This is a genomic window from Mycobacterium dioxanotrophicus, assembly GCF_002157835.1.
GTDB lineage: Bacteria > Actinomycetota > Actinomycetes > Mycobacteriales > Mycobacteriaceae > Mycobacterium > Mycobacterium dioxanotrophicus.
On sequence record NZ_CP020809.1, the window covers coordinates 5386254 to 5412685 of the forward strand.

General features: G+C 66.3%; 31 protein-coding genes and 1 pseudogene. 16 read left to right on the top strand and 16 right to left on the bottom strand.

Going from position 1 to position 26432, the window contains the following annotated elements:
• Positions 1-20 precede the first annotated feature (20 nt).
• The 5 genes from BTO20_RS26215 to BTO20_RS26235 form a co-directional block, all read right to left on the bottom strand.
• A complete protein-coding gene (locus BTO20_RS26215) occupies positions 21-1148 on the bottom strand; it encodes a Rieske 2Fe-2S domain-containing protein (RefSeq protein ID WP_087078933.1) in 1128 nt (375 codons plus the stop codon).
• On the bottom strand, positions 1141-2736 hold the full coding sequence (locus tag BTO20_RS26220) for an FAD-binding protein (RefSeq protein ID WP_087078934.1): 1596 nt from the start codon (positions 2734-2736) through the stop codon (positions 1141-1143). The genes BTO20_RS26215 and BTO20_RS26220 overlap by 8 nt, the downstream gene beginning before the upstream one ends.
• Positions 2733-4382, bottom strand: coding sequence for an AMP-binding protein (locus tag BTO20_RS26225; protein WP_087082696.1), 1650 nt, complete (start codon positions 4380-4382; stop codon positions 2733-2735). The genes BTO20_RS26220 and BTO20_RS26225 overlap by 4 nt, the downstream gene beginning before the upstream one ends.
• 11 nt (positions 4383-4393) lie before the next feature.
• Positions 4394-4948 (bottom strand): nuclear transport factor 2 family protein, encoded by a 555-nt coding sequence (locus BTO20_RS26230; RefSeq protein WP_087078935.1) that lies wholly within the window; start codon positions 4946-4948, stop codon positions 4394-4396.
• 115 nt (positions 4949-5063) lie between these two features.
• Positions 5064-6206, bottom strand: coding sequence for a PucR family transcriptional regulator (locus BTO20_RS26235; RefSeq protein WP_087078936.1), 1143 nt, complete (start codon positions 6204-6206; stop codon positions 5064-5066).
• 126 nt (positions 6207-6332) lie between these two features.
• Here BTO20_RS26235 and BTO20_RS26240 point away from each other — a divergent pair, with 126 nt between their 5' ends.
• From BTO20_RS26240 to BTO20_RS26255, 4 genes are all read left to right on the top strand, one after another.
• Complete coding sequence (locus BTO20_RS26240) at positions 6333-7970, top strand: acyl-CoA carboxylase subunit beta (protein WP_087078937.1); 1638 nt, start codon at positions 6333-6335, stop codon at positions 7968-7970.
• The gene (locus tag BTO20_RS26245) at positions 7967-8230 is read left to right on the top strand and encodes an acyl-CoA carboxylase subunit epsilon (RefSeq protein WP_087078938.1); all 264 of its coding nucleotides are present in this window, start codon (positions 7967-7969) and stop codon (positions 8228-8230) included. Before BTO20_RS26240 ends, BTO20_RS26245 begins: the two co-directional genes overlap by 4 nt.
• 48 nt (positions 8231-8278) lie before the next feature.
• Entirely contained in the window at positions 8279-8917 is a 639-nt protein-coding gene (locus BTO20_RS26250; RefSeq protein WP_087078939.1) for a Maf family protein, read from the top strand.
• Between the two features lie 91 nt (positions 8918-9008).
• Entirely contained in the window at positions 9009-9902 is an 894-nt protein-coding gene (locus tag BTO20_RS26255; RefSeq protein WP_087078940.1) for a manganese catalase family protein, read from the top strand.
• Between the two features lie 68 nt (positions 9903-9970).
• On the opposite strand, the gene BTO20_RS26260 is transcribed toward BTO20_RS26255, so the two are convergent.
• Together BTO20_RS26260 and BTO20_RS26265 are read right to left on the bottom strand one after the other, a co-directional pair.
• Complete coding sequence (locus BTO20_RS26260) at positions 9971-10654, bottom strand: hypothetical protein (protein WP_087078941.1); 684 nt, start codon at positions 10652-10654, stop codon at positions 9971-9973.
• 177 nt (positions 10655-10831) lie between these two features.
• Positions 10832-11779, bottom strand: a complete 948-nt coding sequence (locus BTO20_RS26265) for an alpha/beta fold hydrolase (protein ID WP_232490853.1) — start codon at positions 11777-11779, stop codon at positions 10832-10834.
• On the opposite strand from BTO20_RS26265, the gene BTO20_RS40710 reads away from it, so the two are divergent.
• The 3 genes from BTO20_RS40710 (at position 11708) to BTO20_RS26275 (ending at position 13281) form a co-directional block, all read left to right on the top strand.
• Complete coding sequence (locus BTO20_RS40710) at positions 11708-12100, top strand: hypothetical protein (protein ID WP_232491326.1); 393 nt, start codon at positions 11708-11710, stop codon at positions 12098-12100. The two genes, BTO20_RS26265 and BTO20_RS40710, sit on opposite strands and share 72 nt — an antisense overlap.
• Positions 12101-12121: 21 nt before the next feature.
• Complete coding sequence (locus tag BTO20_RS26270) at positions 12122-12841, top strand: cutinase family protein (protein ID WP_232490854.1); 720 nt, start codon at positions 12122-12124, stop codon at positions 12839-12841.
• A 185-nt stretch (positions 12842-13026) separates the two neighbouring features.
• Entirely contained in the window at positions 13027-13281 is a 255-nt protein-coding gene (locus tag BTO20_RS26275) for a hypothetical protein (protein WP_232490855.1), read from the top strand.
• Here the strand turns inward: BTO20_RS26275 and BTO20_RS41400 are convergent.
• A pseudogene (locus BTO20_RS41400) lies at positions 13257-13487 on the bottom strand (hypothetical protein); the annotation flags it as partial. The gene BTO20_RS26275 and the pseudogene BTO20_RS41400 sit on opposite strands and share 25 nt — an antisense overlap.
• A gap of 165 nt (positions 13488-13652) precedes the next feature.
• Here BTO20_RS41400 and BTO20_RS26285 point away from each other — a divergent pair.
• The 5 genes from BTO20_RS26285 to BTO20_RS26305 all read left to right on the top strand — a co-directional run bounded on the left by BTO20_RS26285 (position 13653) and on the right by BTO20_RS26305 (position 18819).
• Positions 13653-14552, top strand: a complete 900-nt coding sequence (locus tag BTO20_RS26285; protein WP_087082703.1) for a sulfurtransferase — start codon at positions 13653-13655, stop codon at positions 14550-14552.
• A 2-nt stretch (positions 14553-14554) separates the two neighbouring features.
• Positions 14555-14959 carry a SufE family protein gene (locus BTO20_RS26290; RefSeq protein ID WP_087078944.1) on the top strand — a complete coding sequence of 135 codons (405 nt, stop codon included), beginning with the start codon at positions 14555-14557 and terminating at the stop codon, positions 14957-14959.
• Positions 14960-15099: 140 nt separating this feature from the next.
• A complete protein-coding gene (locus BTO20_RS26295) occupies positions 15100-16428 on the top strand; it encodes an alpha/beta hydrolase (protein ID WP_087078945.1) in 1329 nt (442 codons plus the stop codon).
• Between the two features lie 186 nt (positions 16429-16614).
• On the top strand, positions 16615-18411 hold the full coding sequence (locus BTO20_RS26300) for an acetyl-CoA carboxylase biotin carboxylase subunit (protein WP_087078946.1): 1797 nt from the start codon (positions 16615-16617) through the stop codon (positions 18409-18411).
• A gap of 75 nt (positions 18412-18486) precedes the next feature.
• Positions 18487-18819 carry a hypothetical protein gene (locus BTO20_RS26305; protein WP_083169037.1) on the top strand — a complete coding sequence of 111 codons (333 nt, stop codon included), beginning with the start codon at positions 18487-18489 and terminating at the stop codon, positions 18817-18819.
• Between the two features lie 27 nt (positions 18820-18846).
• Here the strand turns inward: BTO20_RS26305 and BTO20_RS26310 are convergent, their stop codons facing one another.
• Complete coding sequence (locus BTO20_RS26310; protein ID WP_087078947.1) at positions 18847-19395, bottom strand: nucleotidyltransferase family protein; 549 nt, start codon at positions 19393-19395, stop codon at positions 18847-18849.
• Positions 19396-19662: 267 nt separating this feature from the next.
• Here BTO20_RS26310 and BTO20_RS26315 point away from each other — a divergent pair, with 267 nt between their 5' ends.
• Complete coding sequence (locus BTO20_RS26315) at positions 19663-19992, top strand: STAS domain-containing protein (protein WP_232490856.1); 330 nt, start codon at positions 19663-19665, stop codon at positions 19990-19992.
• Here BTO20_RS26315 and BTO20_RS26320 read toward each other — a convergent pair.
• The 4 genes from BTO20_RS26320 to BTO20_RS26335 all read right to left on the bottom strand — a co-directional run bounded on the left by BTO20_RS26320 (position 19963) and on the right by BTO20_RS26335 (position 22922).
• A complete protein-coding gene (locus BTO20_RS26320; protein WP_232491273.1) occupies positions 19963-20685 on the bottom strand; it encodes an RNA polymerase sigma factor SigF in 723 nt (240 codons plus the stop codon). The genes BTO20_RS26315 and BTO20_RS26320 overlap by 30 nt on opposite strands.
• Positions 20686-20711: 26 nt before the next feature.
• A complete protein-coding gene (locus BTO20_RS26325; protein WP_198344573.1) occupies positions 20712-21134 on the bottom strand; it encodes an ATP-binding protein in 423 nt (140 codons plus the stop codon).
• A gap of 91 nt (positions 21135-21225) precedes the next feature.
• Positions 21226-21642 (bottom strand): ChaB family protein, encoded by a 417-nt coding sequence (locus BTO20_RS26330; RefSeq protein ID WP_087078951.1) that lies wholly within the window; start codon positions 21640-21642, stop codon positions 21226-21228.
• 293 nt (positions 21643-21935) lie between these two features.
• Positions 21936-22922 carry an LLM class F420-dependent oxidoreductase gene (locus BTO20_RS26335; protein WP_198344071.1) on the bottom strand — a complete coding sequence of 329 codons (987 nt, stop codon included), beginning with the start codon at positions 22920-22922 and terminating at the stop codon, positions 21936-21938.
• 50 nt (positions 22923-22972) lie between these two features.
• Between BTO20_RS26335 and BTO20_RS26340 the strand changes: the two genes are divergently transcribed.
• Entirely contained in the window at positions 22973-23317 is a 345-nt protein-coding gene (locus BTO20_RS26340; protein ID WP_087078953.1) for a hypothetical protein, read from the top strand.
• A gap of 66 nt (positions 23318-23383) precedes the next feature.
• Here BTO20_RS26340 and usfY read toward each other — a convergent pair whose 3' ends face one another.
• The 3 genes from usfY to BTO20_RS26355 all read right to left on the bottom strand — a co-directional run bounded on the left by usfY (position 23384) and on the right by BTO20_RS26355 (position 24226).
• Entirely contained in the window at positions 23384-23692 is a 309-nt protein-coding gene (usfY, locus tag BTO20_RS26345; protein WP_087078954.1) for a protein UsfY, read from the bottom strand.
• Positions 23693-23820: 128 nt separating this feature from the next.
• Complete coding sequence (locus BTO20_RS26350) at positions 23821-23976, bottom strand: DUF6131 family protein (RefSeq protein ID WP_087078955.1); 156 nt, start codon at positions 23974-23976, stop codon at positions 23821-23823.
• Between the two features lie 40 nt (positions 23977-24016).
• Positions 24017-24226, bottom strand: a complete 210-nt coding sequence (locus BTO20_RS26355) for a hypothetical protein (protein ID WP_087078956.1) — start codon at positions 24224-24226, stop codon at positions 24017-24019.
• 129 nt (positions 24227-24355) lie between these two features.
• Here BTO20_RS26355 and BTO20_RS26360 point away from each other — a divergent pair, with 129 nt between their 5' ends.
• A complete protein-coding gene (locus BTO20_RS26360; protein ID WP_232490857.1) occupies positions 24356-25753 on the top strand; it encodes a bifunctional lysylphosphatidylglycerol flippase/synthetase MprF in 1398 nt (465 codons plus the stop codon).
• A 76-nt stretch (positions 25754-25829) separates the two neighbouring features.
• Positions 25830-26168 (top strand): PE-PGRS family protein, encoded by a 339-nt coding sequence (locus tag BTO20_RS26365; RefSeq protein WP_083169050.1) that lies wholly within the window; start codon positions 25830-25832, stop codon positions 26166-26168.
• Positions 26169-26432 lie beyond the last annotated feature (264 nt).

Sequence of the window (26432 nt, forward strand, 5' to 3'; positions counted from 1 at the left end):
AGCTTACGGCCAAGCCGACGTCAACCGGCGGTAGTACTCGCCTTCGCCGCCATGTTCTCGGCGACTTCCTGCTGCCAGAGGTCGTTGGCGTGGGTGGTGTCGACCTCCTGCTCGAAGCGCGCTGTCATGTCCGGCTGGACGTCGGCGAGGTCGACGTAAAACTGCTCGTACCAACGGCGATGCTGATAGACCGGGCCGTCCTCCTCGGTGAGCAGTGGATTCTCGATGCGGGTCTTGTTCTTCCAGATCTCGACGTCCTCCATGAAGCCGTCGCCGAAGGTGCGGCTCATCGTGGCCGCGAGCTTCTCGGCCTTCTCCGGTGGCAGTCCGGGATTGCGCTGGACCGCGACGCCCCACTGCAGCACGAACGAGTCGTGGGTGACCGGGTAGTGGCAGTTGATGAGGGCGATCTCGACCGTGAATTGCGGTGCGAGATCGTTGTGCAGCCAGTTGATCATGTAAGCGGGCCCGAAATACGTTGCCTCGGAACGCAAGTAGGTGCCGTCCCAGAGTTCTCGGGTGGCGTAGTCGGGACGTGGCTTCGATTCCATGAACTGACTGGCGGTGTGGCCTTCGATGACGTTCTTGAAGAACGTCGGGTAGGCGTGGTGGATGTAGAAGAAGTGCGCCATGTCGACGTTGTTGTCCACGATCTCGCGGCAGTTCGATCCCTCGATGAGGATCGAATTCCATTGCCACGGCGACCAGATGCCCTCGTGGTAGCCATCGATGGTCGGTGGAAGCAGCTCCGTCGGCGGGGTCGACCCCTCGGGGTCGTGCCACACCAGCAACTGACCGTTGACCTCGTGGACCGGCCAGCTGCGCGTACGTGCCAGGCGCGGCGTGCGTTTGGCATAGGGCACCAGCTTGCACTTGCCGTCGCCACCCCACCGCCAGTCGTGGAACGGGCAGGCCAGGTTGTCGTCCTTGACCGTTCCCATCGACAGGTCACCGCCCATGTGCCGGCAGTACGAATCGAGTACGTGCAGTGCACCGGCCGAGTCGGCGTACACCACGAGCTTGGTGCCGAATGCCTCGATACCGTGCGGCTGCCCGTCGCGGAAATTCTCGGCCAGGCCCAGGCAGTGCCAACCTCGGGCGTACCGGGTCATCGGTGTGCCTGCATCGATTTCACGGATGTCACTCATGGCAGATTCCTCGGTTCTTCGCGCAAGCGCTCATCGCATCTCCCACATTCCTGCCTAGCATGTCTTTGACCGCCAGGTGGCTGAACAGCATGCTGGTGCCGATCGGATTTCCGCCGCCCGGGTAGGCGGTGCCGCTGGGAGCGGCCATCGTGTTGCCCGCCGCGTACAGACCGTCGATCACAGCGCCCGTGGTGTCGAGCACCCGCGCGGCGGTGTCGGTGCGCAACCCGCCTTTGGTGCCCAGATCGGACACTCCGAACGCGGCGGCGTGAAACGGTCCTCGGTCGATGGCCACCAGTGGCGAAGCACCTCCGGAGAAGGCCCGGTCATACGGTTCGTCGCCGCGGCCGAAGTCCTCGTCGACGCCACTGGCGACGAACGTGTTGAACCGCTCGACGGTGGCGGTGAGCGCCTCGCCCGGCACGCCGATCTTCTCGGCGAGCTCGGCGAGCGTGTCCGCGGTGTGCCACAGCCCGGCCTCGACGTAGCGATTCTGTTGGAGCAGTGAGACATTGGTGGCCTTGATGGGCGGCACGAGTCCTTCTTTGTCGTCGTAGACCATCCAGAACGGCAGCGTCATCGCGCCGTCGGCGAGCCGCTGCAGCACGGCGCGACCGATCCGGTCATAGGCCGCCGACTCGTTGACGAACCGACATCCGTTCTGGTCGACGAAGATGCCGCCGGTGAACCACAGGGCGAACGCCGACCGGCCGTCCGGGTGGGTCAGTCCAGGTGACCACCAGGCCTGGTCCATCAGGTCGACGTCGGCGCCCACGGCGATGCCTGCTTCGTGGGCCTGGCCGCGATTTCCCCACGGCCCCATGGTGTCCCGCGCGGTACCGGGCACGCCGTAGCGGGCCCGCAATGCATCGTTGCTCTCGAATCCGCCCGCGGCGAGCAGCACACCGCGGCGCGCCCGGATAGCCCGGCGCACGCCGTCGGACTCGACGACGGCGCCGGTCACGCGGCCGTCGGACCGGACCAGTTCGACCAGGGCCGTGTTGAGCCGCAACACCGCGTTCGGGTGCTGCTCGATGGCTTTCAGGAACCGGGCGATCAGAGCGCGCCCACCGATGAAATAGTCGTCGGGCTGCGTGGCGCCCAGGCGGTCGGCGTCCAGCGGGCCGCGCACCAACTCCCGCAGGTGCGGCGCCTTGGCCACCTTGAGTGGGCGTGCCGCGATGTGCCGCTGCCCGTCGGCACGTGCCTTCGGCGCCTTGCCGAAGTAGTCGGGCCACGGCAACGCCGCGAATTTCAGGTTGTCGTCGGCCTCGAGGTATTCGATGAGGCCGGCGCCGCCGCGTACGTATACATCCTGCAGCTCCCGTGGGGTGCGGTCCCCGACGACGGCGTGGTAGTACTCCAGCGCGTCCTCGATGGTGTCGTCGGTGCCGTCCCGCTGCAGTACCGGGTTGCGCGGGAACCAGACTCCCCCGCCGCCGGAATACGCTGTGGTGCCACCGAATTTGTCGGTGGCCTCCACCAGGATCACGTCGAGGCCCTCGCGCGCAGCGGTGTACGCGCCGGTGACCCCTCCGCCACCGGATCCGGCGACCAGCACATCACAGTCTTCGTCCCACGTCGTCATAGGTAACGCTGCCTCCCGTACTGCGCGAACTCGGCGTCCAGCGCGCGCTTGGCATCGTCGCTCATGGCCTCATACACCGGCGCGCCCCGTCCCACCCACCGGTACACCGGCTCGTCGGTGTGCCAACGCTGTTGTTGCAGTTCGCGTTTGAGAACTTTGTTGGATCCCGTGACGGGCAGGTTCTTCGACAGCCGCAGGAACCGCGGCACGCCCTTGACCCCGAGGTCGGCCTGCCCGGTGAGGTACGCGGCGAATTCGGCGGTATCGAACGTCGACGGATCGGCCACCTCGACGGCCGCCATCACCTGGTCTCCCGAGCGCGGATCTGGCACGGCGTACACGCCGGCGGCCACCACGTCGGAGTGCCGGCGCAGCACCCGCTCGATGGTCAAGGCCGAGGTGTTCTCGCCGTCGACCCGGATCCAGTCACCGCGCCTGCCGGCGAAGTAGATGAAGCCCTGCTCGTCGAGATACCCGAGATCGCCGGTCCAGTACCAACCGTTGCGGATGCGTTCGGCGTTGGCTTCGTCGTTCTTGTAGTAGCCCTCGAAGGTGCGGGTGCCGAATTTGTCGACGATCTCGCCGACCGCGTCATCCGGATTGAGCACTCGGCCGTGCTCATCGAAAACTGCCGGCGCGCAATCGTTGAGCGTTTCGGGATCGACGATCGCGACACCGGGATGCGCGGGCCTGCCCAACGCTCCGGCGGGCGCGTCGGGCGCGATCGCGACCGCACCGCCGCCCTCGCTCGATCCGTATCCCTCGAAGAGTTCGGCGTCGAAGCGACGCCGGAACTCGGCCTGGTCGTCAGGTGATGCCTCGGTGCCGAAGCCGCGCTGCAGCGTGTTGTCGGCGTCGTCGGGCTGTTCCTCGGTCGCCATGAGGTAGCCAAGGGCCTTTCCGACGTAGGTGAAGAACGTCGCGCCGAAGTACCGGACGTCGGGCAGGAATCCCGACGCCGAGAACGCCCGAGTCAGGCATATCGTGGCGCCTACGGACAGCGCAGGCGCCCACAGCGCCATGATCGCGTTGCCATGGAACAGCGGCATGCAGCAGTACTCGACGTCGTCGCGGACATGGCCGAACTTGTCTGCCGCGGCGTAGGCGATCATCGCCAGCCGGCCCTGGCTGCACTTGACCGCCTTGGATGCCCCTGTGGTGCCGGAGGTGAACAGCAGCAGCATCAGCGTTCCCGCATCGACGCCTGCGGCGACCGTGGGCACCACGTGATGCGCGGCGACGGCGTCGCGGTACTCGTCGGTGTCGACGACCAGGAACCGGCCGGTGTCCAAGCCGAGGTCCAGGCCACTCAGCCGCTGCCCACCCGCGGTGTCGGTGACGATCAATTGGCAATCGGCAAACCGGATTTCGGCTTGCAGCTCGGCGGCGCCGCGAGTCGGGTTGATACCGACGACGGTGGCCCCGACGAGCGCGGCGCCACCCAGCCAGAACAGAAAGTCGGGCACGTTCTCCAGCAGCACACCGATGTGAAAGGGCCCGTCGCGGCGCAGCGACTGGGCCAGGGCGCCGCGAGCGGCCGATTCGGCCACGACCTGGTCCCAGGTCCAGTCCTGTTCCCGGGTGCGCAGGCCGAGCCGCTCATCGCCCACCCGGTCGAGCAGCATGTCCGCCACGTTGTCACGCATCGGCTCTGTCATCAGGCCGGGGCAGCCATCATGTCGACGTAGGCCTGCGGCAGATCCTCGGCGGAGAGCTTGGTCACGCTGATCACACCCGGGCAGTAGGAGTCCTCGCCCAGCACCAGTCCGTTCTCGTCGATCGGCCACACCAGCAGCTGGCGGAACACCACGAGGTAATCGGCGGATTCGTCGTCGACGGGGATGCCGATGGCCGCCGCTGCGGCGCCGGGGTAGATCTGCTTGAGCAGGCCCTCGGTCACCAGGGAATTGTCGTCGACGATCAGCCGGGTCACCTCGAACTCCAGGACATTGGTGCGGCTGGCGACGAAATCGGCGTAGTAGCCGCGGACCACGTCGAAGCCCTTGGGGCCGAAATCGTCGGTGCCGGAGCTCCAGAAGTGGTATTCGGGGTTCGGGGCTACGGTCGCCATCAACGCGTCGAGGTCGGCGTTGCGCTCGGCCTTCATGTGGTCGATGACGGTCTGCAGGACGACCCGGTGGCGTTCGTTGGTGGTCGCGGCGAGACGCTTCTCAAGGGGTTCCCAGGTGCGGGTCGGATCGATGATGGCCACGAGGCCTCCTTGTTGGGTGAGCTGTACTGGGCTGCACCGCAATCTTGGTCAATACGGTGACGGGGGTCACCAGACGTGTGTCGGCCGATTCGGCCAATCCGCCCGACAGTCGCGTCTAGAGCAGGTCGGCGTCGGCGAGCTCGGCCGACGACAGCGCGATCCGCCGAACCATGAGCACCAACGTGCCCCGGAAGCGGTCCACCGGATCTTCGAAATCCCATCCCATCCTGGCCTGGATCCTCGCCAACCGGGCCGCGACCGTGCTGTGGTGCACGTGCAGTTCGGTGGCGGTCCGTCGCAGTGACCCGTAGACGAAGAAGGCCTCGGTGGTCTCCACGTCCAGCTCGCCCGCGGGCGTTGACGCAATCTCGTTGATCCGGGCCACATCTCGATTACGCCGCACCCGGTCGATCGGAAGGTCGGCCAAGAGCTCGAGCGAGCTGAGCCGTTCGTAGGCGACCACGCGCCTGCCGAATCCCGTCGACGACGCGAACCGCAACGCGCGCACGGCTTCGTGCCACGAGGTCGACGCGCCGAATGCGTTTCCCACGGAGCCGATTCCCACCCAGGGCCCCGCTGCGGTGTGCGTGTTCACCACCGCCGGAAAATGCTCGACGACGACGCGCTCGAGACGATCCGAGAGCTCTCGCATGTCGAAGGACCCTTGGCAGAGGATGGCTGTCGCATTCCCGATGACCGCCGAGCGCACCGTCGGCACGGGCAGCTCGCCGGTGATGAGGCGCACGGTCTCGGGCGGCGAATGCCCCGACGTCGCCAGCACGCATGTCGGCCTGCTCTCGTCGAGTCCCAGCAGCCGGATGGCCCGAGCGCGGTCTTCGCGGTGCTCCTTGCCCGACAGCACGACCTCGAGCAAGGCCGGGTCGCCCAGATGCGGGGTTCCACTCACGCCGGTTCGGGCGGCGACCCGACGGACCACCCGGCGCAGCCGGTCGAGCAGTACGTCGTCGAGGGGGTGTCCGGATCCGTCACGTTCCAGCCAGACGACCGCCTCGAGTCCATCTGACACGGGTGGTCCGCCGCGGTCGACGGGGTCCGGCCGTCCGGACGCGTCGTAACGGACGACGGTCCCGCCCGGCCACCGCACGCCCACCGGGCACTGCGCGACGAGCGCGGCAAACCGCACGGCCGCGTCGGCGGTGGCCTCTTCTTCCTCAAGCGCGTCGAACTGCGCGACGAGACGCAGCACCGATGCGGGATCGGTGCCCAGGTCCGACAGCAGAACCGGCCCCGTGGTCATGCTCCAGAGCGTATGCCCAGCGCACTGCGGGCAGTCCCCACGCAGCACACACAGCCGGACAGAGTGACGCGCGCCACGTCCACCTCTCTTAGACGTATCTTAGGGTTACCGATAGCATCGTGACCCATGACGAGCGTTACCGAGCCGCCGGAAGCCCAAGCCGAGCACCAGGTGGACATCCACACCACCGCAGGCAAGCTTGCCGACCTGCGCAAGCGCACCGAAGAGACGCTGCACCCCGTCGGCGAGGCCGCCGTGGAGAAGGTGCACGCCAAGGGCAAGCTGACGGCGCGGGAGCGCATCTACGCGCTGCTCGACGAGGGGTCGTTCGTCGAGCTGGACGCCCTGGCCCGGCACCGCAGCACCAATTTCGGCCTGGCCGAGAACCGCCCGCTCGGCGACGGCGTGGTGACCGGCTACGGCACCATCGACGGCCGCGACGTCTGCATCTTCAGCCAGGACGCGACGGTGTTCGGCGGCAGCCTCGGTGAGGTCTACGGCGAGAAGATCGTCAAGGTGCAGGAGCTGGCCATCAAGACCGGCCGGCCACTGATCGGCATCAACGACGGCGCCGGTGCCCGCATCCAGGAGGGTGTGGTCTCCCTCGGCCTGTACAGCCAGATCTTCCGCAACAACATCCTGGCCTCGGGCGTCATCCCGCAGATCTCGCTGATCATGGGCGCCGCTGCCGGTGGCCACGTCTACTCCCCCGCGCTGACCGACTTCATCGTCATGGTCGATCAGACCAGCCAGATGTTCATCACCGGCCCTGACGTCATCAAGACCGTCACCGGCGAGGACGTCACCATGGAGGAGCTCGGCGGTGCGCATACGCACGAGGCCAAGTCGGGTACCGCGCACTACGTCGCCTCGGGCGAACAGGACGCCTTCGACTACGTCCGTGACCTGCTGAGCTACCTGCCCCCGAACAACTACGCGGAGCCGCCGCACTACCCGGCTCCGGCACCGGAAGGGGCCATCGAGGACAACCTCACCGAAGAGGACCTAGAGCTCGACACCCTGATCCCGGACTCCCCGAACCAGCCGTACGACATGCACGAGGTCATCTCGCGCATCCTCGACGACGACGAGTTCCTCGAGGTCCAGGCCGGCTACGCGCAGAACATCATCATCGGGTTCGGTCGCATCGAGGGCCGCCCGGTCGGCATCGTCGCCAACCAGCCCACCCAGTTCGCCGGCTGCCTCGACATCAACGCCTCGGAGAAGGCGGCGCGGTTCGTCCGCACCTGCGACTGCTTCAACATCCCGATCGTCATGCTGGTCGACGTTCCCGGCTTCCTGCCCGGCACCGATCAGGAATACAACGGCATCATCCGCCGCGGCGCCAAGCTGCTCTACGCCTACGGCGAAGCCACGGTCGCCAAGATCACCGTCATCACCCGCAAGGCTTACGGCGGCGCGTACTGCGTGATGGGGTCGAAGGACATGGGCTGCGATGTGAACGTGGCGTGGCCGACGGCGCAGATCGCGGTCATGGGCGCGTCCGGCGCGGTCGGATTCGTCTACCGCGGGCAGCTCAAGGAGGCCGCCAAGGAGGGCAAGGATGTTGACGCCCTGCGCCTCGAACTGCAGCAGACCTACGAGGACACCTTGGTCAACCCGTACATCGCCGCCGAGCGGGGTTACGTAGACGCGGTGATCCCGCCGTCGCACACCCGCGGATACATCGGAACCGCCCTGCGACTGCTGGAGCGCAAGATCGTCCAGACGCCGCCGAAGAAGCACGGGAACATTCCACTGTGAGCGGGGACGAAGTGGCCGTGGAAGCTCCGGCCGAGGAAGCCAAGGTCGACCACGAAGCCCACATCAAGGTGCTGAGCGGCAACCCGACCGACGAGGACATGGCCGCGTTGATGGCCGTGCTGGGTGCCGCCGGTGGTGGCGGCACCGAACCGGTGCGGCGTGACCGCAATCTGTGGGGCCACCCGGTGGACAAGCTGCGGTATTCGATCTTCAGCTGGCAGAGGGTGACGTTGTTGGAGCGGACCCACATCCGGCACTGAGCCAAACAGCCTGATGATGAGCGGTTGCGCGAAGAAGAAGCGGTACCGATGACCCGGGTCGTCCTGGGTTCCGCGTCGACGGGCCGGCTGGGCGTGCTGCGCCAAGCCGGCATCGCCCCGCTCGTGGTGGTCTCGGGTGTCGATGAGGATGCGATCATCGCCGGGTTGGGCGATGCCGCACCGGGACTGGTGGTGGGTGAGCTGGCCGCAGCCAAGGCCGACGACGTCGTGACCCGACTGCCCGCCACGGTCGCCACCGACTGTGTGGTGATCGGATGCGATTCCATGCTGTTCCTGGGCGGCCGGCTGAGCGGTAAGCCGGGTACGCCCGAGGTGGCCCGTGAGCAGTGGCTGGCGATGTCCGGGCAGTCGGGCCAGCTGCACACCGGACACGCCGTCATCACGGTGCGCAATGGCTCGGTCAGCCATCGCCTCATCGAAACTGCAGTAACCACAGTGCATTTCGCGACTCCGACGGCTGAGGATCTGGAGGCTTACCTGGCCACCGGGGAACCTCTCGGCGTGGCAGGCGGTTTCACGCTCGACGGGCTGGGCGGCTGGTTCATCGACCGCATCGAAGGTGATCCGTCGAACGTGATCGGCCTGAGCCTGCCGTTGCTGCGGCGCATGTTGGCGGCGGCGGGGGTGTCGGTCGCCGAGCTGTGGAAGGCGTCGGCTTCGGTCTGATCGCGACCGGCTACTTGGCGGTCCCGGGTTTGGTGCGGCATATCGCGTGGTATGCGAGCGGGATCAATCCGAGCCAGCCCAAGGAGTACCGGTGTTCGTTCACAACAAAGACCTGCAGTTCGAAGTGCGGGTGAGTCAGCCCGATCCGCGGTTCGCCACGATCTTGCAGGAGCAGTTCGGCGGCGCAAACGGTGAATTGAAAGCTGCCATGCAGTATTTCACCCAGGCGTTCATCCTCCGGCAGAAAAATCCCAAGATGTACGACCTGTTCATGGATATCGCCACCGAGGAGCTGAGTCACCTCGAAATGGTCGGTGCCACCATCACGATGTTGCTCGACGGTTGCAACGACGACCTCAAGTTGGCCAACGAACGCTGCGACTGGATGCCGGCGGTGGCCAGTGCCGACGGGAAAGAGCAGGCGATTCATCAGGTTGCCGTGAACCCGCTCTACTTTGCCCTCACAGGTGGCGGCCCCGATGTGAGCAACTCGGCCGGGGTGCCGTGGTCGGGTGCGTACGTGAATGCCAACGGCGATCCCTCAGTGGACCTGCGCAGCAACCTCGCTGCGGAGTCGCGCGCAAAGATCGTCTATGAGTACCTCAAGCAGTTCACGGATGACCCTGGCGTACAGGACACATTGACGTTCTTGATGACTCGCGAAGTCGCGCACTTCCAGCAGTTCACTGCGGCACTCAACGAACTGCCGGTGAACTTCCCGCCCGGCACGCTGGCCGGCGACGACCGCTTCCAGAACGTGGCCTTCAACATGTCCAACGGCGACGGGGATGTCCGGGGGCCGTGGAACCAGGGTCAAGGGCCGTGGCCCGAGGGCATGAAGTGGAAATACATCAAGTCTCCGGCAGAAGAATGGCTGGGGAGCTCCATGCGGGCGAACAAGGGCGTCGAGAACAACCCCGACGGCGCGCCCGCCGTGCACAGCGACAAACCGTTCACCCACGAACAGCATTCGGCGACAACGTAACCGTAGCCCAGGGGGCCGGCGCAGCGCCGGCCCCTTCGCGGTTCATCGGTCACGGCCGCCGACCGTTCTCAGTCGGCGTGCCTACCGCGCCGACTGCGTTCGTAGGCCTGCTCGCGGAACGTCGACAGCCACGTCGGCATCAACCGCACCCCGGGTGTGGTGTGGCGGACAGGATCAAAGGCGACATCACGTGATTCGGCCGCTTCGGTCACTCCTCGCACCGTGAGCCTCGCCAACGGCCGGAATGCCGCGGCACCACGAGCCTGGGCGATGTCGAACTCGATGCCGTCGGTGCGCAAGCGCTCCCGCACACTGGCCAGCGACACACCGAAAGTACCTACGCCCGTGGCCATCCGAGCGCTGATCCACCAGACACCACCGTCGTACCGCAGCGGCATGAGGCTGGACATCGACTGCCCCGTCCACCGGAGCACCGGCCGGACCCCCAGCACCCTGGCGGCCGTGCCGGTTCCGGCCGAGGCCAGCAGAATGTCCCACGGTGTCGCCGCGAAGGGTAGCGCAGGCAACCGCATCGCCAGTCCGATGACGTCGGGCAGGGGTCCCGGGGTGCCGACTCCCTTCGAGATTCGGGCCACGACGTGCTCTGTGTCTTCGATCGGGAGACCCTCACCGTGGGGTGCCAGCCGCGCGATCGAACCGGTCGTCAGGATCCCGTCAGGGTGAAACACGCGCCGATGACGGATGGCCGCACCCCATTGCAGCGGCACGGCGAGCGTAGCGAGAACACCCATGCGAACCCTTCTGTCGATCAGGACGGCGGATACCCGGGCCTCGACGAACAAAACCGTGCGTTTCGGGCGGGCCGTCCGAGGTATCACCTCCGCCGCAGGCCGGCTGGTGCTGGCTCGACATGTCAGGAGAGGCGCAGGCCGATGGCAGCGCGAGCGAGCACGCCGGGCAGCATGACCTCACGCGGTACGGGCGTCGCGCGGTCTCAGCAACTCGCCCACCGCCGCAACGTTTCGCCGGGAAGCGCTGGGTCTCTCGGCTCGGCGCACCAGTTCCATGTCGACCTGCTCACGCACGTCGATACCGAGTAAGTTGTTGTCCGCGTTGAGTTTCCGCACCCGGGCGTCCGGTGCGACCAGGGCCCGGTCCCACGCCTCGACGTCGCGCCAGTCGTTGATGCCCAACTCGCCGCCGGACTGGCGAAGGACGTCGCCCAACGCACCCTCGAGCAGTCGACGCATCGAATCGGCTGCCTGCCGGGGGTTGGCGATCAGCCAGGAGTGGCATGCGTCGCGCACCCGGTAGAGCGTGGCGTTGGCGTCATCCGCGACGTCGCAGGCACTTTCGAAGGGCACGATCGCGTCGGCATCCCCGTGCACCACCATCGTCGGAATGCGACGCTCGCGCATCACCTGCAGTAGTGGAGTACATTCCCCCGACTGCAGGATCGCCCGCGCCGCGCCGGTAAGGCCCGTCGGGGGTAGCAGCCTGCCCATCGCGACTGCGGTCAGCAGCCGCAGGTACCTGCTGGCGGACGCGATCTGCATCCAGAACGGGTCCCGGTACAAGTCGGTCAAAGCTCCGGACACGGCGCGCCATATCTGCCGCGGTGAATGCACCGCGGCCGCGACGGCCGCGTCGAAGGAAGACCCCGCGGCAGCGTCGAAGAGGATGGCCGCGATCACCCGGTCAGGCGCGGTGGCCGCGAGGTGGATCGTCATCCTGCCACCCATCGAATGCCCCGCAAACACCGCGCGGTCGATGCCGAGCGCATCCAGGGTTCGGATCACCAGATCGGTACGGTCGCTGAGTTCCCCTGCGTCACAGGGTAAATCATGCGTATCCCCGTGGCCGGCGGTATCGACGGCGACAACCAGGAAGCCGAGACCGGCGACACGACTGAGCATGCGGAGATACGCCCGACGGCTCAGTCCCAAGCCGTGCAGAAAAACCAACGGTACCCCCCTGCCGCCGACGGAAACACCGACCTGGTGTCCGTCATCGAGCCGAATCACGTGGTGGGACAGTCGAACTCTCGTTCCCGCTCGACGGGATGTCGCCGCACTCATCGGGCCTCTCTCCTCTTTTTGGGACGTGGATACCCACGGCAGGCTGCGTCAAACTCCGGGGCCGACGACGCCATTACCCGCATGCCGCCGAAGGAAACATGGAACTGGTTTCGACAGCCTCACCAGCGGGTATTGCGATTCGAGCGGATGCAGCAGTGACATAAGGCGGGTGCGACGGACATGACCGGCATCACGATGAACAAGACTCAGCTGACCCGATCTGGCCGCACCCTCGCAGTGCTCACCGCGACGTCCTCGGCCATCCTGGGATTGCCGGTCGGCACGCCCACGGCCGCCGCGGCGCCATGCCCCGACGTGGAGGTCGTGTTCGCCCGGGGCACCAACGAACCACCGGGCGTCGGCGACACCGGACAGGCGTTCGTCGATTCGCTCCGTACGCGCCTGGGCGGACGCTCCCTCGGTGTCTATGCGGTGAACTATCCCGCGAGTTTGGACTTCCCCACCGCGGCCGACGGCGTCATCGATGCCAGCGCGCATGTTCAGAACATGGCCGCGAACTGCCCGGCCACCGAGATGGTGCTCGGCGGTTACTCCCAAGGCGCAGCGGTGATCGGTTACATCACCTCCGATGCCGTGCCCGCCGGATACATCCCGCCGCCGGGTATCACCGGCCCGATGCCGGCCGGCGTAGCCGACCACGTCGCGGCGGTGGCACTGTTCGGCAGGCCGTCCAACGACTTCCTGAATCGGTTTGGCGCGCCGCCGATCACCATCGGTCGGCTGTACAAGGACAAGACCGTCGACGTGTGCGCCAACGGAGACCCCATCTGCTCGGTAGACGGCAACGACAACGCGGCTCACGTTCTCTACGCGTCGGACGGGATGGACAGTCAAGCGGTCGATTTCGCATTGCGCCATCTGGACAACAGTTGGCGATGACAGTGGAAAGAGCAATACCTTTGCGTACCAACATGATTCACCACCGGAGCAGACAAATCAGTCCCGAGCAGACGGCGCCGGGCCTATTACGCCGATCCGCAGTGACCAAATTGCAACCTTTTTCAGCGGCGGCGCGCCGGGGCGTTGACTCCGATAAGCGCTCCGGCGGGTCGACACTTGGCCGCATGCCAGTCGAAGAGACGATGTGGGACGTACGCGTGACACGCGACATCGGGACCTATGATCTGGAGCGGCTGCGCGCCGCATTCGCCGACGTCATCGCCAAGCAGCTCGCACCGGGCAAACGCCTGCTGCGGGTGGTCACATGGTGCCAGGACGGCGGGTCGCTGTTCCGCACCCGGTCCTCTCAGATGACCAGCCGCACCGGCCAGGCCATGCGCCGTTACGCCGTCGCCTACGAATTCGTGTACACCGCCTGATAACACCGTAATAGGCTGCACCCCAACGCTGTCCGATCAGCGCTAGCGGCGCGGAGTCGCACCGAGATGCGGCACGGCGTTGCCAGACCCGGCGGGGGTAGCAGCGATGCCATGCCGATCGCGACGGCGATCACGGCGAGGCCGCCAAGGGCCGACATCGCGTAGCCGGTCTCGCTGGGCTCGTTGGCTTCGGGGTTCTTGTATTTCCACGACTGGGTCGCCCGTCACATCTGCTTCGGCCTGCACAGCATGACCAGCCCGAGCGGGATACCGATGAGCAGACACAGAACCGCGACCCCCATGGACGGATCGTAATGGCGTCCGGCACACCGCCGAGCAGCGGTTTCCCACTCGGCGGTACGCTCATGGTTGTGCCGCTGCCTGCAGATCCCAGCCCCACATTGACCGACTACGCCCACCCCGAACGCTTGGTCACCGCCGACTGGCTGGCCAGCAATCTGGGCAGGCCCGGGCTCGCCATCGTCGAGTCCGACGAGGACGTGCTGCTCTACGACACCGGCCACATTCCGGGCGCGGTGAAGATCGACTGGCACACCGACCTCAACGACCCCCATGTCCGCGACTACATCACGGGCGAACAGTTCGCCGAGTTGATGGACCGCAAGGGCATCGGTCGCGATGACACCGTGGTGATCTACGGCGACAAGAGCAACTGGTGGGCGGCCTACGCCCTGTGGGTGTTCACGCTGTTCGGTCATCCCGACGTGCGACTGCTCGACGGCGGCCGCGACCTGTGGGTGTCCCACGGCCGCGACACGACGCTGGACGTCCCCAACCGGCAGACCTCGGGCTACCCGGTGGTCGAGCGCAACGACGCCCCGATCCGCGCCTACAAGCAGGACGTGCTCGACATCCTCGGCAAACAGCCGCTGATCGACGTCCGCTCGCCGCAGGAATACACCGGCGAGCGCACGCATATGCCCGACTATCCGGAGGAAGGCGCGTTGCGCGGCGGGCACATCCCGACGGCTCGCTCCATCCCCTGGGCCAAGGCAGCCAGGGACAACGGTCAATTCCGCAGTCGCGACGAACTCGCCGAGCTCTACGGGTTCCTCACGCCCGAGGACAAGACGGTCGTCTACTGCCGCATCGGTGAACGCTCCAGCCACACCTGGTTCGTCCTGACGCATCTGCTCGGCCTGCCCGGCGTCCGCAACTACGACGGCTCGTGGACCGAGTGGGGCAACGCGGTACGGGTACCGGTCGCGGTCGGCCCCGATGCAGGTGAAGCTCCGGGGTCGGCACAGTGAGCATGCCGGCCGCTCTCGCGGAGGTGGTTTCGGACTTCCAGGAAGTGGCCGGCCAGGACAAGCTGCAGCTACTGCTGGAGTTCGCCAACGAGTTGCCGTCGCTGCCGCCTGAGCTCGAAGAAGCCGCGATGGAGCCGGTGCCGGAGTGCCAGTCACCGTTGTTCCTCGACGTCGACGCGTCCGACCCCGACCACGTCCGGCTGTACTTCAGCGCGCCCGCCGAGGCCCCCACGACGCGGGGCTTCGCGGCGATCCTCGCCGCCGGGCTCGACGGACAGTCCGCGGCCGACATCCTGGCGGTGCCCGACGACTTCTACAGCGACCTAGGCCTGGCGGCACTGATCAGCCCGCTGCGGTTACGCGGCATGTCGGCGATGCTCTCCCGGATCAAGCGCCGTCTGCGCTGAGCCCGGCCCGCTCGGCTGACAGCAGGTCGTCAGCAACTCCTGCCTGACGCCGACACTCTTGCTCGACGCAAGGCTGTGCACAGTTTCCGGCGGTAACATCACGCCGTCCGCTAGCTATAAGTCATCGCGGATGTGTCGCCATGGGGGCTGGAACGGAGTCGACAACAGCGGTGGAGGTTTTGGACTGGTCGCTGTTGTCAGGGCCGATTCCGCCGGTGCTGGGAGTGCTTGCAGCCGGTTCAGGTGGCTGGCTGCTGTGGCGGGTACGACGACCGGCACCGCTTCGGGTCCTGGCGCTGTGCGTCTTGTCGTCGGCGGCGGCAACGGTCGTGCTGGTCTATCTCGCGCGCCGCGTCCTGCGCCTGTTCCCGGATCAGTTGACACCTCCGGTGTATGCGTGGATCGCCACCGCGGTGCTCGCGCTCGCCCTCGCCGTGGTCGTCGTCAGCCGCGATCGCCGCTTGTCGCCCTCGATCGCCGCGGTAACGGCTGTGGTGTTGGTCACAGCCTGCTGCGCCAATCAGATCAACCGTTTCTACGAGGCGTATCCCGCGGTGCGTGACACTCTCGGAATCGACAACCGCCACCAGATGCCGTTCGCCGAGATACCGCCACCCGCGCCGGTGCACCATACCCTGCGTCCCATCGAAAAGTATTGGCAGCCAAGGGTTCCCGCACCGGCTCACGGACAGCTGACCTCCACGGTGATACCGGCACCAACGTCGGGATTCGCCACCCGTCCCGCTGAGATCTACCTTCCCCCAGCGTATTTCGCCGATCCGAGACCGGTGCTGCCGGTGCTGGTCCTGGTACCGGGTCAGCCGGGCGGCCCTCGGGACTGGCTCACCGCCGGACGGCTCGCGGCATTGATGGACGATTTCGCCTCCGCGCATCGCGGTCTCGCCCCTGTTGTGGTGGTCGCCGACGCCACCGGCAGCCATTTCGCCAATCCATTGTGCCTGGATTCCAAACTTGGCAAGTCGGCGACCTATCTCGGCGTCGATCTGCCCGCGTGGATCAAGACGCACCTCAACGTCGACAGCGATCCCAGCGCGTGGGCGGTCGGCGGGTTCTCCTACGGAGGCACGTGCGCATTGCAGCTGGCGACCAATTATCCGCAGGTGTATCCCACATTCCTGGACATCTCCGGCGACGCCGAGCCGAGCCTGGGCGACCTGCAGACGACGATCGATGCAGCCTTCGGCGGAGATGCCGCCGCACTCGCCCGGGTCGACCCCCTCGATCTGCTGCGCACCCGCACCTTCGCGGGCTCGGCCGGCGCCATCGTGGCCGGATCCAGCGACGACGACGCCAAGACGACTGCTCACCTCGTCCTGCAGGCGACCCGGGCCGGCGGCATGGACACCCACTACACAGAGGTGCCCGGGCGACATGACTGGGGCGCCGCCCGGTCGGCCCTGACGAAGGAACTGCCGTGGTTGGCCACCCGCACGGGCCTCATCGGCTGACGAAAAATGTGGCCGTGGCCACATCGACGGCACGACGCGCTACCGTTCTGACAGGCGGTCTTTGCGCCCTGCGGAAACTTACTTGTCGGTAACCGGACCGGCTCACCGAGCCTTAAGGAGCGCCGCTTAAACTTCCCGCGATACATTCTTAAAGACGATTCTTAGAGAACCTGCCGAGGAGGCACCGTGGCCAACCACGCCAGCTCAAAGATCTCCAAGGTGCTTGTCGCCAATCGCGGGGAGATCGCGGTACGGGTGATCCGTGCCGCCAAGGACGCCGGACTGGCCAGCGTGGCCGTGTACGCCGAGCCTGACGCCGACGCGCCCCACGTACGGCTCGCCGACGAGGCGTTCGCCCTCGGTGGACAGACCTCGGCCGAGTCCTACCTGGTCTTCGAGAAGATCCTGGACGCCGCCGCGAAGTCCGGCGCCAACGCCATCCACCCTGGCTACGGCTTCCTGAGTGAGAACGCCGACTTCGCGCAGGCCGTCATCGACGCCGGGCTGATCTGGATCGGGCCCAGCCCGCAGTCCATCCGTGACCTCGGTGACAAGGTCACCGCGCGGCACATCGCGGCCCGCGCGCAGGCGCCGCTGGTCCCGGGCACCCCGGACCCGGTCAAGGACGCCGACGAGGTCGTCGCGTTCGCCAAGGAGTACGGCGTTCCGGTCGCGATCAAGGCCGCATTCGGCGGCGGCGGCCGTGGCATGAAGGTGGCCCGCACCATCGAGGAGATTCCCGAGCTGTTCGAGTCGGCGACCCGTGAGGCCGTCGCCGCGTTCGGCCGCGGAGAGTGCTTCGTCGAGCGCTACCTGGACAAGCCGCGCCACGTCGAAGCCCAGGTCATCGCCGACACCCACGGCAACGTCGTCGTCGCGGGTACCCGCGACTGCTCGCTGCAGCGCCGCTTCCAGAAGCTGGTCGAGGAGGCCCCGGCGCCGTTCCTCACCGACGCGCAGCGCAAGGAGATCCACGAGTCTGCCAAGCGCATCTGCAAGGAGGCCGGCTACTACGGTGCAGGCACCGTCGAGTACCTGGTCGGTCAGGACGGCCTGATCAGCTTCCTCGAGGTCAACACCCGTCTGCAGGTCGAGCATCCGGTCACCGAGGAGACCGCGGGCATCGACCTGGTCCAGCAGCAGTTCAAGATCGCCAACGGCGAGAAACTGGACATCACCGAAGATCCCGAACCGCGCGGGCACGCCATCGAGTTCCGCATCAACGGCGAGGACGCCGGCCGCGGCTTCCTGCCCGCCCCCGGCCCGGTCACCCGCTACGACATCCCCACCGGCCCCGGCGTCCGACTGGACTCCGGCGTGGAGGCAGGCTCGGTGATCGGCGGCCAGTTCGACTCGATGCTGTCCAAGCTGATCGTCTACGGCGCCACCCGAGAGGAGGCACTGGCGCGGTCCCGCCGGGCACTGGACGAGTTCAAGGTCGAGGGCCTCGCGACCGTCATCCCGTTCCACCGCGCCGTGGTCAGCGATCCGGCCTTCATCGGTGACGGCGAGAAGTTCGACGTCCACACCCGCTGGATCGAGACCGAGTGGAACAACACCGTCGAGCCGTTCACCGGCGGCGACCCGATCGAGGAAGAGGACACCGTCCCGCGGCAGACCGTCGTGGTCGAGGTCGGCGGACGCCGCCTCGAGGTGTCGCTGCCGGGCGATCTGGCACTCGGTGGCGGTGGCGGCGGTGCCCCCGCCGGCGTGATCCGCAAGAAGCCCAAGCCGCGCAAGCGTGGCGCCGGCGGCGCGTCTGCCGCCTCGGGCGACGCGGTGACCGCGCCGATGCAGGGCACCGTGGTCAAGGTCGCCGTCGCGGAAGGCCAGGAGGTCTCCGCGGGCGATCTGGTGGTGGTGCTTGAGGCGATGAAGATGGAGAACCCGGTGACCGCGCACAAGGACGGTGTGGTCACCGGCCTGGCCGTCGAGGCGGGCGCCGCCATCACCCAGGGCACCGTGATCGCCGAGATCAAGTAAAACTTTCGCGCCGAGTGGCCACCTATGACGCAGATCCTGTGTCATAAGTGGCCACTCGGCTTTCTGGGAGGGCATGTGGAACCTGTCGAGATCAACAACGGCCAGTGGTACCTGCGCGGGTTGCGTGCCGATGACCGCGTCGACGACCGGCCCGCACTCGCCGATCTGGGCGAGACGGATCTGGACTACGTGCACGACGCCGAGGACGGCTGGGCCGACGACACCCGCTACACGTGGGCCGTATGCGAGCCCACCACCGGCGAACTGCTCGCCGAGGTCGTGCTCGATCCCGTCACCGGGTTCATGAGCAGTCGGGGCCGTCCCGGCTTCGAGGACGCCGCCGCGATCTCGGAGGACACCGTGCGGCGGTATGCGGAGGCGGTATTGGGCTTGGAGGTGCACACGTGACGTGCGGTGCGCACGACCGCCTCCGCATCACCGCCTGACGTCGATATCGGCACCGGTGGCCAGGTCACCGCACTCCACCACCTCGACGTCGTCGCGGCCGCGCAGAAAGGTCCTGGCGCCCTCATCACCGTGCAGTGACGCCAGCAAGGCAGGCCAGTGCCTGCGCGCGATCAGCACCGGATGCCCCGGACGACCGTCGTAGACGGCGCGGACCAGGCCGGAGTGCGGAGCGCTGGCAAGGACCCGTCGCACCACGTCAGCCCCGACGTCGGGGGTGTCGACGAGGTGCAGCATCACGGCGTCGACCGGGCCGGCGTCGACGGCGAGGATGCCGGCCCGCAGCGAGGCCGCGAGACCGTCTTGCCAGTCCGGCGTCACCACGGCGCGAGCAGGCTCCGGCACGTCGACCACGGCGGCGCCCAGCACCACCACGATGTCCCCGCAACCTCCGTCGCTCAGCGCCTCGACTGCGATGCGCAGCCAATCACCTTGCGCAGCAAGAACTTTCGGCATCCCGAATCGGGTTCCGCCGCCCGCGGCGAGTACCACCGCGGCCACTGATCCGGGTTTCGGCATACGCACAGTCTGGACCAAGCCGAGATTGGTTGTCGCCCCATGGCGGGGGGCGTAGTGTTCGAAGCAGGTTGAGTTCACAGCCGCTGCGGCGTCCACGACGTAACAGGCGGAACTCCCGTCCTTCCCCGTTACATGCGCCACAGAACGAATACATGTATTCCGACTGATGGAGTCACAATGCACGTCACCTCACCGACCGCACCCATGACAGCCGGCCGCGGCCATACAGCTTCGTTCGCGACGCGCTGGCTACCTCAGTCAGCGGCCGTGATCACCGTCCATGGCGAATTGGATGCCGCCTCGGCACCTGCGTTCGCGACCTACGCGATGCGCCACACCTTTCACACCCGCAGGCTGGTGATCGACCTGACCGGGGTCGAGTTCTTCGGCACTGCGGGGCTCGCAGCGCTCGAAGATCTCGACGGCAGGTGCAGCGCCAAGAGTGTGGCCTGGGGCCTCACGTCCTGCCCGGCGGTCGATCGTCTGCTGAGACTCAGCACCGCTACGCTGCCGGTGTACCCGACAGTGTCCAAGGCCCTCACCGAACTCGACGCGAAGGCCGCGCGGTCACTGCAACTGGTCCCGCAACCGCGCTAGCGATTTCGCGAGCAACCGCGACACGTGCATCTGCGAGACACCGACGCGTTCGGCGATCTGCGTCTGAGTTTGCGATTCGAAGAATCGCAAGATCAGCACGGTGCGTTCCCGCTCGGGCAACGCCGCCAACAGTGGCCTGAGCGTCTCGCGATTCTCGATCCGTTCCAAGGCCGTGTCGACGTCGCCGAGAGTGTCGACGATGGCAGGCGCATCCTCGTCTCCGCTTCCCCCGCTGTCGATGGACAGCGTGTTGTACGAACTTCCCGCGACCAGCCCCTCGACGATCTCGTCGCGGTCGATGTCCAACTCGGCGGCCAATTCGGACGCGGTCGGCGCCCGGCCCAACCGTTGCGAGAGTTCGGATGTCGCGGTTCCGAGCCGCAGGTGCAGTTCCTTGAGCCGGCGTGGCACCTTGACCGACCAGCTGTTGTCCCGGAAGTGTCGCCGGACCTCCCCCATGATCGTCGGTACGGCGAAGGACACGAAGTCCGAGCCGGTTTCGACATCGAATCGGTTGACGGCATTGACCAGCCCGACTCGGGCTACTTGTACGAGATCTTCTCGCGATTCGCCTCGTCCGTCGAAGCGACGAGCGATGTGGTCCGCCAGCGGCAGACACCGGCTGACGATCTTTTCGCGTTGTTCCGCATAGGTCGGCGAATGTTCGTCCAACTCGCCGAGCACCCGGAACATGTCGAGTACGTCCGCATATTCCGAGGTCACTGCAATAGGCTCGCTCGCCTTGCTGTCAGCGAGATACCGAAGACCGCGCCGGCGTCTACACCTTGGCCGTTGGTAAAGGTCCGTACCTCGTGCGCCAATGACGTCAAGACATGCCAGCTGAAGCTACCGGGCTCCACGACGTGGTCGCCCCGGCAGGTGGTCGATACCGTGATGATCACCTGGTCGTCACGCGGATCGATCACCACGACGAGCGTCGAATCCGGCAGTGCCGACCGGATCAACGCGGTGCAGGCTTCGTCCACTGCCAGTCGTAGGTCGGCGACCATATCGAAGTCGAGATCCTCGAATGTGGCAGCGGCGCCGACCAATGTCCTCACGACAGCGAGGTTTTCCACTCTGGCCGCGACCCTCAATTCGACGGACCGCGCGCCTGCGCCGGGTGGATTGTCTTGGGCCATGTAACCTCCAGGCATTTTCGTGCCCACGATACTCCCGGCGATCGGTTTCACCGCTTCCATGCGGCGCCGGCGGATGGATTGAGACAACATTTCACCGTTTGCGGGTTTCCTTGCGATTCTCTTTCTCGATTGCGTTGACGAGCTCTTTTTTGTCCATCGTGGAGCGGCCCCGGATGTCGAGCCTGCGGGCCACCTCGAGCAAGTGCTTCTTGCTGGCATTCGCGTCGACACCTTCGGCGGTCGCGCCCTTCGCATTCGGGCCACCGCTGCGGGCCCGTGCATCGGATGGCCCCTTGTGGTCCTTGGCTTCCCAGTGGTCGCCGACCTTCTCGTAGCTGTGTTTGAGTGCCGAGTACGCGACGCGATGCGCACGCCGGCCCTCGCCGTAGGACTCCACGGCCGAGTCATGCGCCTTCGCGAACGTCCTCTGCGCCTTGGCATCCGATTTCTTCAACGTACTCGGCAGTTCACTTTGCTTTGCCTCGCCCTGCCTGGTGGTCTTCGGCAACGTTCCGACTCCTCTCGGCGATATCAGCGCGTTCGAGATTTCGACCGCAGGATGGGTAACTCCTCAGGTCTTAGTGCCCCCGAACCGGGCAGTCCAAACGTGACTTTCCCGGTTCTTCCGTTTGCAGCAATGAGAGCTACCGCTCTGGCGATGAGCGCCAGCACCGGTACAGTTCGATTTTTCGTGTTCGATTACCTTGCCGGGCGAGACTTTTCGCGGTGTGCATGCCTCCCCGACACGCTCATGGGTACCCGTCGGTTCTGCCGTGGAAACTGTTCGGGTGCCCGGACTGTTCAGTCGAGCTCGGCGCGCAACGCGGCCAACAGCGGTTTGGCTGCCTCGGTCAAGAAGTGCTCTTGGCTCTCGCCGCCGATCTGAACGAGGGCGATGTCGGTGAAACCGGCTTTGCGGTACTCGTCCACAGATTCGATGATGGCGTCGAGGTCGGGGCCACACGGGATGGCCGAGGCGACATCCTCAGGCCTGACGAATTGCGTGGCCGCAGCGAATCCCGCGGGGGTGGGCAAGTCCGCGTTCACCGACCAGCCCCCGGCGAACCACCGGAATTGCTCGTGGGCTCTCTTGACCGCGCGGTCCCGGTCGGTGTCCCAGCACACCGGGATCTGCCCGATGACTCTGCCCTCGGGTAGCACGCCGGTCGCATGACGCCTGTCGCGCCATTCGTCGACGATCGCGCGGTCGGGAGCGACGTCGATCAGGTGGTCGGCAAGCAGTGCAAGCTTGTCGACAGCCTTCTCGCCGGTCATGGAGACGCCGATGGTCACCGGCTCGTCCGGGATGTCCCAGATCCGGGCGGAGTCGACTTCGAAGTACTCACCGCGAAAGTCGATCAGGTCTCCCCCGAGCAACTCTCTGATGATCTTGATTGCCTCGGCGAGCATGTCGAACCGCCGTTCGATGGTGGGCCAGCCCCGTCCCACGACGTGTTCGTTGAGATTTTCGCCGGTGCCCAGACCGAGGGTGAACCGTCCGTCGGCAAGGATCTGGACTGTCGCGGCCTGCTGGGCGACCACCGCCGGGTGATACCGGATGGTCGGGCAGGTCACGTACGAGTAGAGGTGCACCGAATCGGTCGCGTGGGCGACAGCGCCAAGCACCGGCCAAGCGTTGGGCGCGTGGCCCTGCGCGGCCAGCCAGGGCGAGAAGTGATCACTGCACACCTCGAAATCGAAGCCTGCCTGCTCCGCGGCAACCGCGTAGTCGACGAGATCGCGGGGGCCGCTCTGTTCGGTCATCAACGTGTATCCGAATCGCGTCATGCCGACCGGATACCCGTGCATGTCTTGGCGAAACTGGGTACCCAGCCGCCATGACCGAATCACACACAGACATTGCGCGCACGGAGCAAAAGCGTCGGCTGTCCGTGACCTGGGTGCTTGCGATTCTGACGGTTCCCGCGGCCATCGCGGTCTTTCTGTACGGCATGGCGGCCGTAATGAGCCTGGCCGGCTGCACCGACCAGACGTGCGCCCACAAAGGGCCGAATGAATTCTGGTTCGGGATCCTGTTTTACGGCGCGCTCGTGGTCCCCATCGTGACCATCGTGGTGTCGGCTTTCACCGCGCGACTGCGCCGCGGCATCGTGGTTCCCCTGGTCGCGTTGGCACTTCTGGCCATCGATTTCGCCGTGCTCGCGCTGACGTTCCGGCCTTGACGGCCGGCGCGATTCCCCGTCCGGCCGGCTTGCGGCTGGTGGCCTTGTGCGGTTGTGGCAACGTGGTCAGCTGCTGGGGCGTTGCTTCATCACGCTGGGATGGTCGGCGTACCAACGCTCCTCGATGCGTCTGACCCTGATGTGTTCGAACGCCAGCCATAGCGACCCGACGAGGAACCCGGCCGCGGACAGGCTGCCCACGGTGAATCCGACATCGGAATGGCCTGTCGCGAAGGCGGACAGGCAAGCGACGAACAACACCAGCGCGAGACCGATCACGACAAGCGCGGGCATGATCGCGTTGTCCTTCATCGACTCACCGGCGTGTGGCCGTGTCGTCCTGGCGTGATCCACCGGATCTTTCGGACCCTTCATGGCTACTCCTTCCCGCCATAACTGCTGGCCCTGCTGCCCCTGCGCGGGGCTGTATCCACAGTAGAACGATTTCGCCGGGCCGACGACCAATCCGTCAGCCCGGCGAAATCAACGCAATGCCGCGCAGGTCAATACCAAACGCGTCGGCCGCCGACCGGGCGACCGATCGAGCCCAGTAACCAGAACACGGCACCTACGACCATCAGGATGACCCCGATCACCCAGAGCAGGTAGACGTTGAACACCAAACCGAGAATGAGCAGTATCGCTCCGAAGACGATCATCGGGACCTCGTTTCCAATGGATGTTGGGATGGATATCGGATCATTGCGACGGTTCAGGCAGATGGCACTGGGCAACCTTCGGGTTCACACCCGCATAGTTGAGCGGCCCCGCCACGACTGTCAGCGCAACGCTGCCGGCAGTCGCACAACTCGCCGAGCCAGTCTGGAAGTAATCGCGCTGCCAGGCCGCGAATACCCCGATCAGCAACCAGATCAGGACGATCAGTCCAAGAGAACCACCGAGTCTCATGACTCGCGGAATACCCGTTCGAGCTAAGTCGAAACGTGTCACGATCAACGGGTTGCGGCAGGTCGCGTGCGGGGTAACCCTCGAGTGGGTCACCACGCAGGTCACATGCCATCGAGGAGGTCTCCGGCGATGCTCGAAAGCGATCGTGCACGAGGGGTGCACCCGCGGGTCACCGGTGCGTCCGGCTCGGTGGATTCCGGACGAAATCAGTTCTGCCGCAGCATGCCTGCGCTGATGGTCGCCGGAGGTGTGGTGGTCGTCTTCACGGCGTGGTTCGGCCTCGTCCACGTCAGCTTGGAAGGGGCGTCGGTGGAGGCTGCTGCGGCCGCGGTGGCCGTCACGATCGTCGGACACGGATTGGCCCAGGGCCGGCCCGTCACCTGGTTTCACGGCGCGCTCGCGGCGGCCGCTGTGCTGCTGGCGATCCTGGCCGGTGACCATGGCGAAGCCGACGTCTTCGCGGCCTTGGTCCTGGCCGCCGGCCTTCTGCTGCTGTTGCCGTGTCGGTCACGCGCCGAGCCGGAGGAGCTGCCGCAGGTACACCGGCTGGTCGACCGGACACATGACGATCCCTTGGCCCCATTTGCCATGGCGGCCAACAAAAGTTACGTCTTCAGTGCCGACGCGAGCGCAGGCTTGGCGTACCGGGCACTGGGCGGGCTGGCGGTGGTCAGTGGCGATCCGATAGGCGACGCGCCTCGTTACCCGGAGGTGGTTTCCCGGTTCGCGGCGCTGTGCCGGTCCCGCGGCTGGCGGATCGTGGTCCTGGGCGCCTCGGAATCCCGGCTGACACTGTGGCAGGAAAGTGGCGGGGTCACCGGACTCAAGGCCATCCCGATCGGACGCGACGTCGTCGTCGACGTCGGCACGTTCAGTCTGTCGGGTCGCGGCAAACGCAACCTGCGCCAGGCCGTCAAACGCACCCACAACGCAGGCATCAGCACCGAGGTCATCGCCGAGCAGGCGCTCGATGCCCCATTGCGTGCCGAACTCGACGACGTCATGCAGGCATCCGGTAGGGCTGGGGCCGGCGAACGCGGCTTCGCAATGATGCTGGGCGACACCTTGTCCGGCCACTACCCCGACGTGTGGCTGATCATCGCGCGCGACCGCTCGGGGCAGGCTCAGGCCTTTCACCGGTACGCAGGCACCGGTCGTGGAACAGATCTCAGCCTCGAATTGCCGTGGCGCCGCAGAGGCGCCCCGAACGGAATCGACGAACGCCTCAGCGTCGATATGATCGAGTGGGCGAGACACACTGGAGTTCAACGGGTTTCGCTAGCCTTCGCGCCGTTCCCCGAGCTGTTTTCCAAGGATCCGAGCACCGGCATCGTGGTCCGCGCCTTATACCTGCTCGCGCATACCGGTGACCGGCTCATCAAGCTGGAGTCGCTCTACCGGTATCTGCGGAAGTTCGACGCCTTGGGCGAACGCCGATACGTGCTCATCTCACTGACTCAACTGCTCCCGGCTCTGTTCGTCCTGCTGCGCCTGGAGTTCGGCCACCGGCCGTCCCGGAACCGATGAGATCGGTAATACGGGTTTCGTGTCCGCGTGATGCGGATACCCCGAAATCATGATGAAACTGAACCTAGGAACCAGGATGAAGCGCGGCGTCGCACCGCTGGTGTTCGCGGGTGCCGTCGCATCGGCATTGGCCGCCGCACCGTTCGCGGCCGCGGAGGTCCCCGGGCAGGTGTCGGGCGGCATCGCAACTGTCCAGTTCGTCCCGCTCGACCCGGGTGGCGGTGGCTGTATCAACGGTGAGTGCGGCTCCGGCGGCACCAATGACGGACCTGGTGGCGGCCCTGGCGGCAGCGGCTGCGTGCCTGGCCCGAACGGCCCGATCTGCGGCTCCGGCGGGGTCAACGGCGGGCCCGGCGGCGTTCCCGGAGGCGGCGGCTGCGTGCCGGGCATGGGCTGCGGGTCCGGTCACGGCTGACGTGCGGCTCCCCGCGGGATGACGCGGACGACAACGCCGCATGCACGATGACGCGACGATAACCGCCATCTCGGCTGCGGCGTACAGAACTCCCATCGACGGGCCTCAGTCCGACGGCGCGCTCGAATGGGATGCCACCACGAACTTCGTGGTGGCAGCGCAGGCCGGCGGTCGCAACGGGACAGGTTGGACATCGGTCCCGCCGCGACCGTCGGCCTGATGCGTGCCCTCGATACGAGGCGCCACCGCGGCAGCTGAGATCTA

What these genes read in the sequence shown, in the direction of transcription:
- BTO20_RS26215 (WP_087078933.1), bottom strand. Translation starts at nt 1,148, where the DNA reads ATGAGTGACATCCGTGAAATCGATGCAGGCACACCGATGACCCGGTAC.
- BTO20_RS26220 (WP_087078934.1), bottom strand. Translation starts at nt 2,736, where the DNA reads ATGACGACGTGGGACGAAGACTGTGATGTGCTGGTCGCCGGATCCGGT.
- BTO20_RS26225 (WP_087082696.1), bottom strand. Translation starts at nt 4,382, where the DNA reads ATGCGTGACAACGTGGCGGACATGCTGCTCGACCGGGTGGGCGATGAG.
- BTO20_RS26235 (WP_087078936.1), bottom strand. Translation starts at nt 6,206, where the DNA reads ATGACCACGGGGCCGGTTCTGCTGTCGGACCTGGGCACCGATCCCGCA.
- BTO20_RS26240 (WP_087078937.1), top strand. Translation starts at nt 6,333, where the DNA reads ATGACGAGCGTTACCGAGCCGCCGGAAGCCCAAGCCGAGCACCAGGTG.
- BTO20_RS26250 (WP_087078939.1), top strand. Translation starts at nt 8,279, where the DNA reads ATGACCCGGGTCGTCCTGGGTTCCGCGTCGACGGGCCGGCTGGGCGTG.
- BTO20_RS26260 (WP_087078941.1), bottom strand. Translation starts at nt 10,654, where the DNA reads ATGGGTGTTCTCGCTACGCTCGCCGTGCCGCTGCAATGGGGTGCGGCC.
- BTO20_RS40710 (WP_232491326.1), top strand. Translation starts at nt 11,708, where the DNA reads ATGCGTATCCCCGTGGCCGGCGGTATCGACGGCGACAACCAGGAAGCC.
- BTO20_RS26265 (WP_232490853.1), bottom strand. Translation starts at nt 11,779, where the DNA reads ATGCTCAGTCGTGTCGCCGGTCTCGGCTTCCTGGTTGTCGCCGTCGAT.
- BTO20_RS26270 (WP_232490854.1), top strand. Translation starts at nt 12,122, where the DNA reads ATGACCGGCATCACGATGAACAAGACTCAGCTGACCCGATCTGGCCGC.
- BTO20_RS26275 (WP_232490855.1), top strand. Translation starts at nt 13,027, where the DNA reads ATGCCAGTCGAAGAGACGATGTGGGACGTACGCGTGACACGCGACATC.
- BTO20_RS26290 (WP_087078944.1), top strand. Translation starts at nt 14,555, where the DNA reads ATGCCGGCCGCTCTCGCGGAGGTGGTTTCGGACTTCCAGGAAGTGGCC.
- BTO20_RS26295 (WP_087078945.1), top strand. Translation starts at nt 15,100, where the DNA reads ATGGGGGCTGGAACGGAGTCGACAACAGCGGTGGAGGTTTTGGACTGG.
- BTO20_RS26310 (WP_087078947.1), bottom strand. Translation starts at nt 19,395, where the DNA reads ATGCCGAAACCCGGATCAGTGGCCGCGGTGGTACTCGCCGCGGGCGGC.
- BTO20_RS26320 (WP_232491273.1), bottom strand. Translation starts at nt 20,685, where the DNA reads ATGTTCCGGGTGCTCGGCGAGTTGGACGAACATTCGCCGACCTATGCG.
- BTO20_RS26325 (WP_198344573.1), bottom strand. Translation starts at nt 21,134, where the DNA reads ATGGCCCAAGACAATCCACCCGGCGCAGGCGCGCGGTCCGTCGAATTG.
- BTO20_RS26335 (WP_198344071.1), bottom strand. Translation starts at nt 22,922, where the DNA reads ATGACGCGATTCGGATACACGTTGATGACCGAACAGAGCGGCCCCCGC.
- BTO20_RS26340 (WP_087078953.1), top strand. Translation starts at nt 22,973, where the DNA reads ATGACCGAATCACACACAGACATTGCGCGCACGGAGCAAAAGCGTCGG.
- usfY (WP_087078954.1), bottom strand. Translation starts at nt 23,692, where the DNA reads ATGAAGGGTCCGAAAGATCCGGTGGATCACGCCAGGACGACACGGCCA.
- BTO20_RS26350 (WP_087078955.1), bottom strand. Translation starts at nt 23,976, where the DNA reads ATGATCGTCTTCGGAGCGATACTGCTCATTCTCGGTTTGGTGTTCAAC.
- BTO20_RS26355 (WP_087078956.1), bottom strand. Translation starts at nt 24,226, where the DNA reads ATGAGACTCGGTGGTTCTCTTGGACTGATCGTCCTGATCTGGTTGCTG.
- BTO20_RS26360 (WP_232490857.1), top strand. Translation starts at nt 24,356, where the DNA reads ATGCTCGAAAGCGATCGTGCACGAGGGGTGCACCCGCGGGTCACCGGT.
- BTO20_RS26365 (WP_083169050.1), top strand. Translation starts at nt 25,830, where the DNA reads ATGAAGCGCGGCGTCGCACCGCTGGTGTTCGCGGGTGCCGTCGCATCG.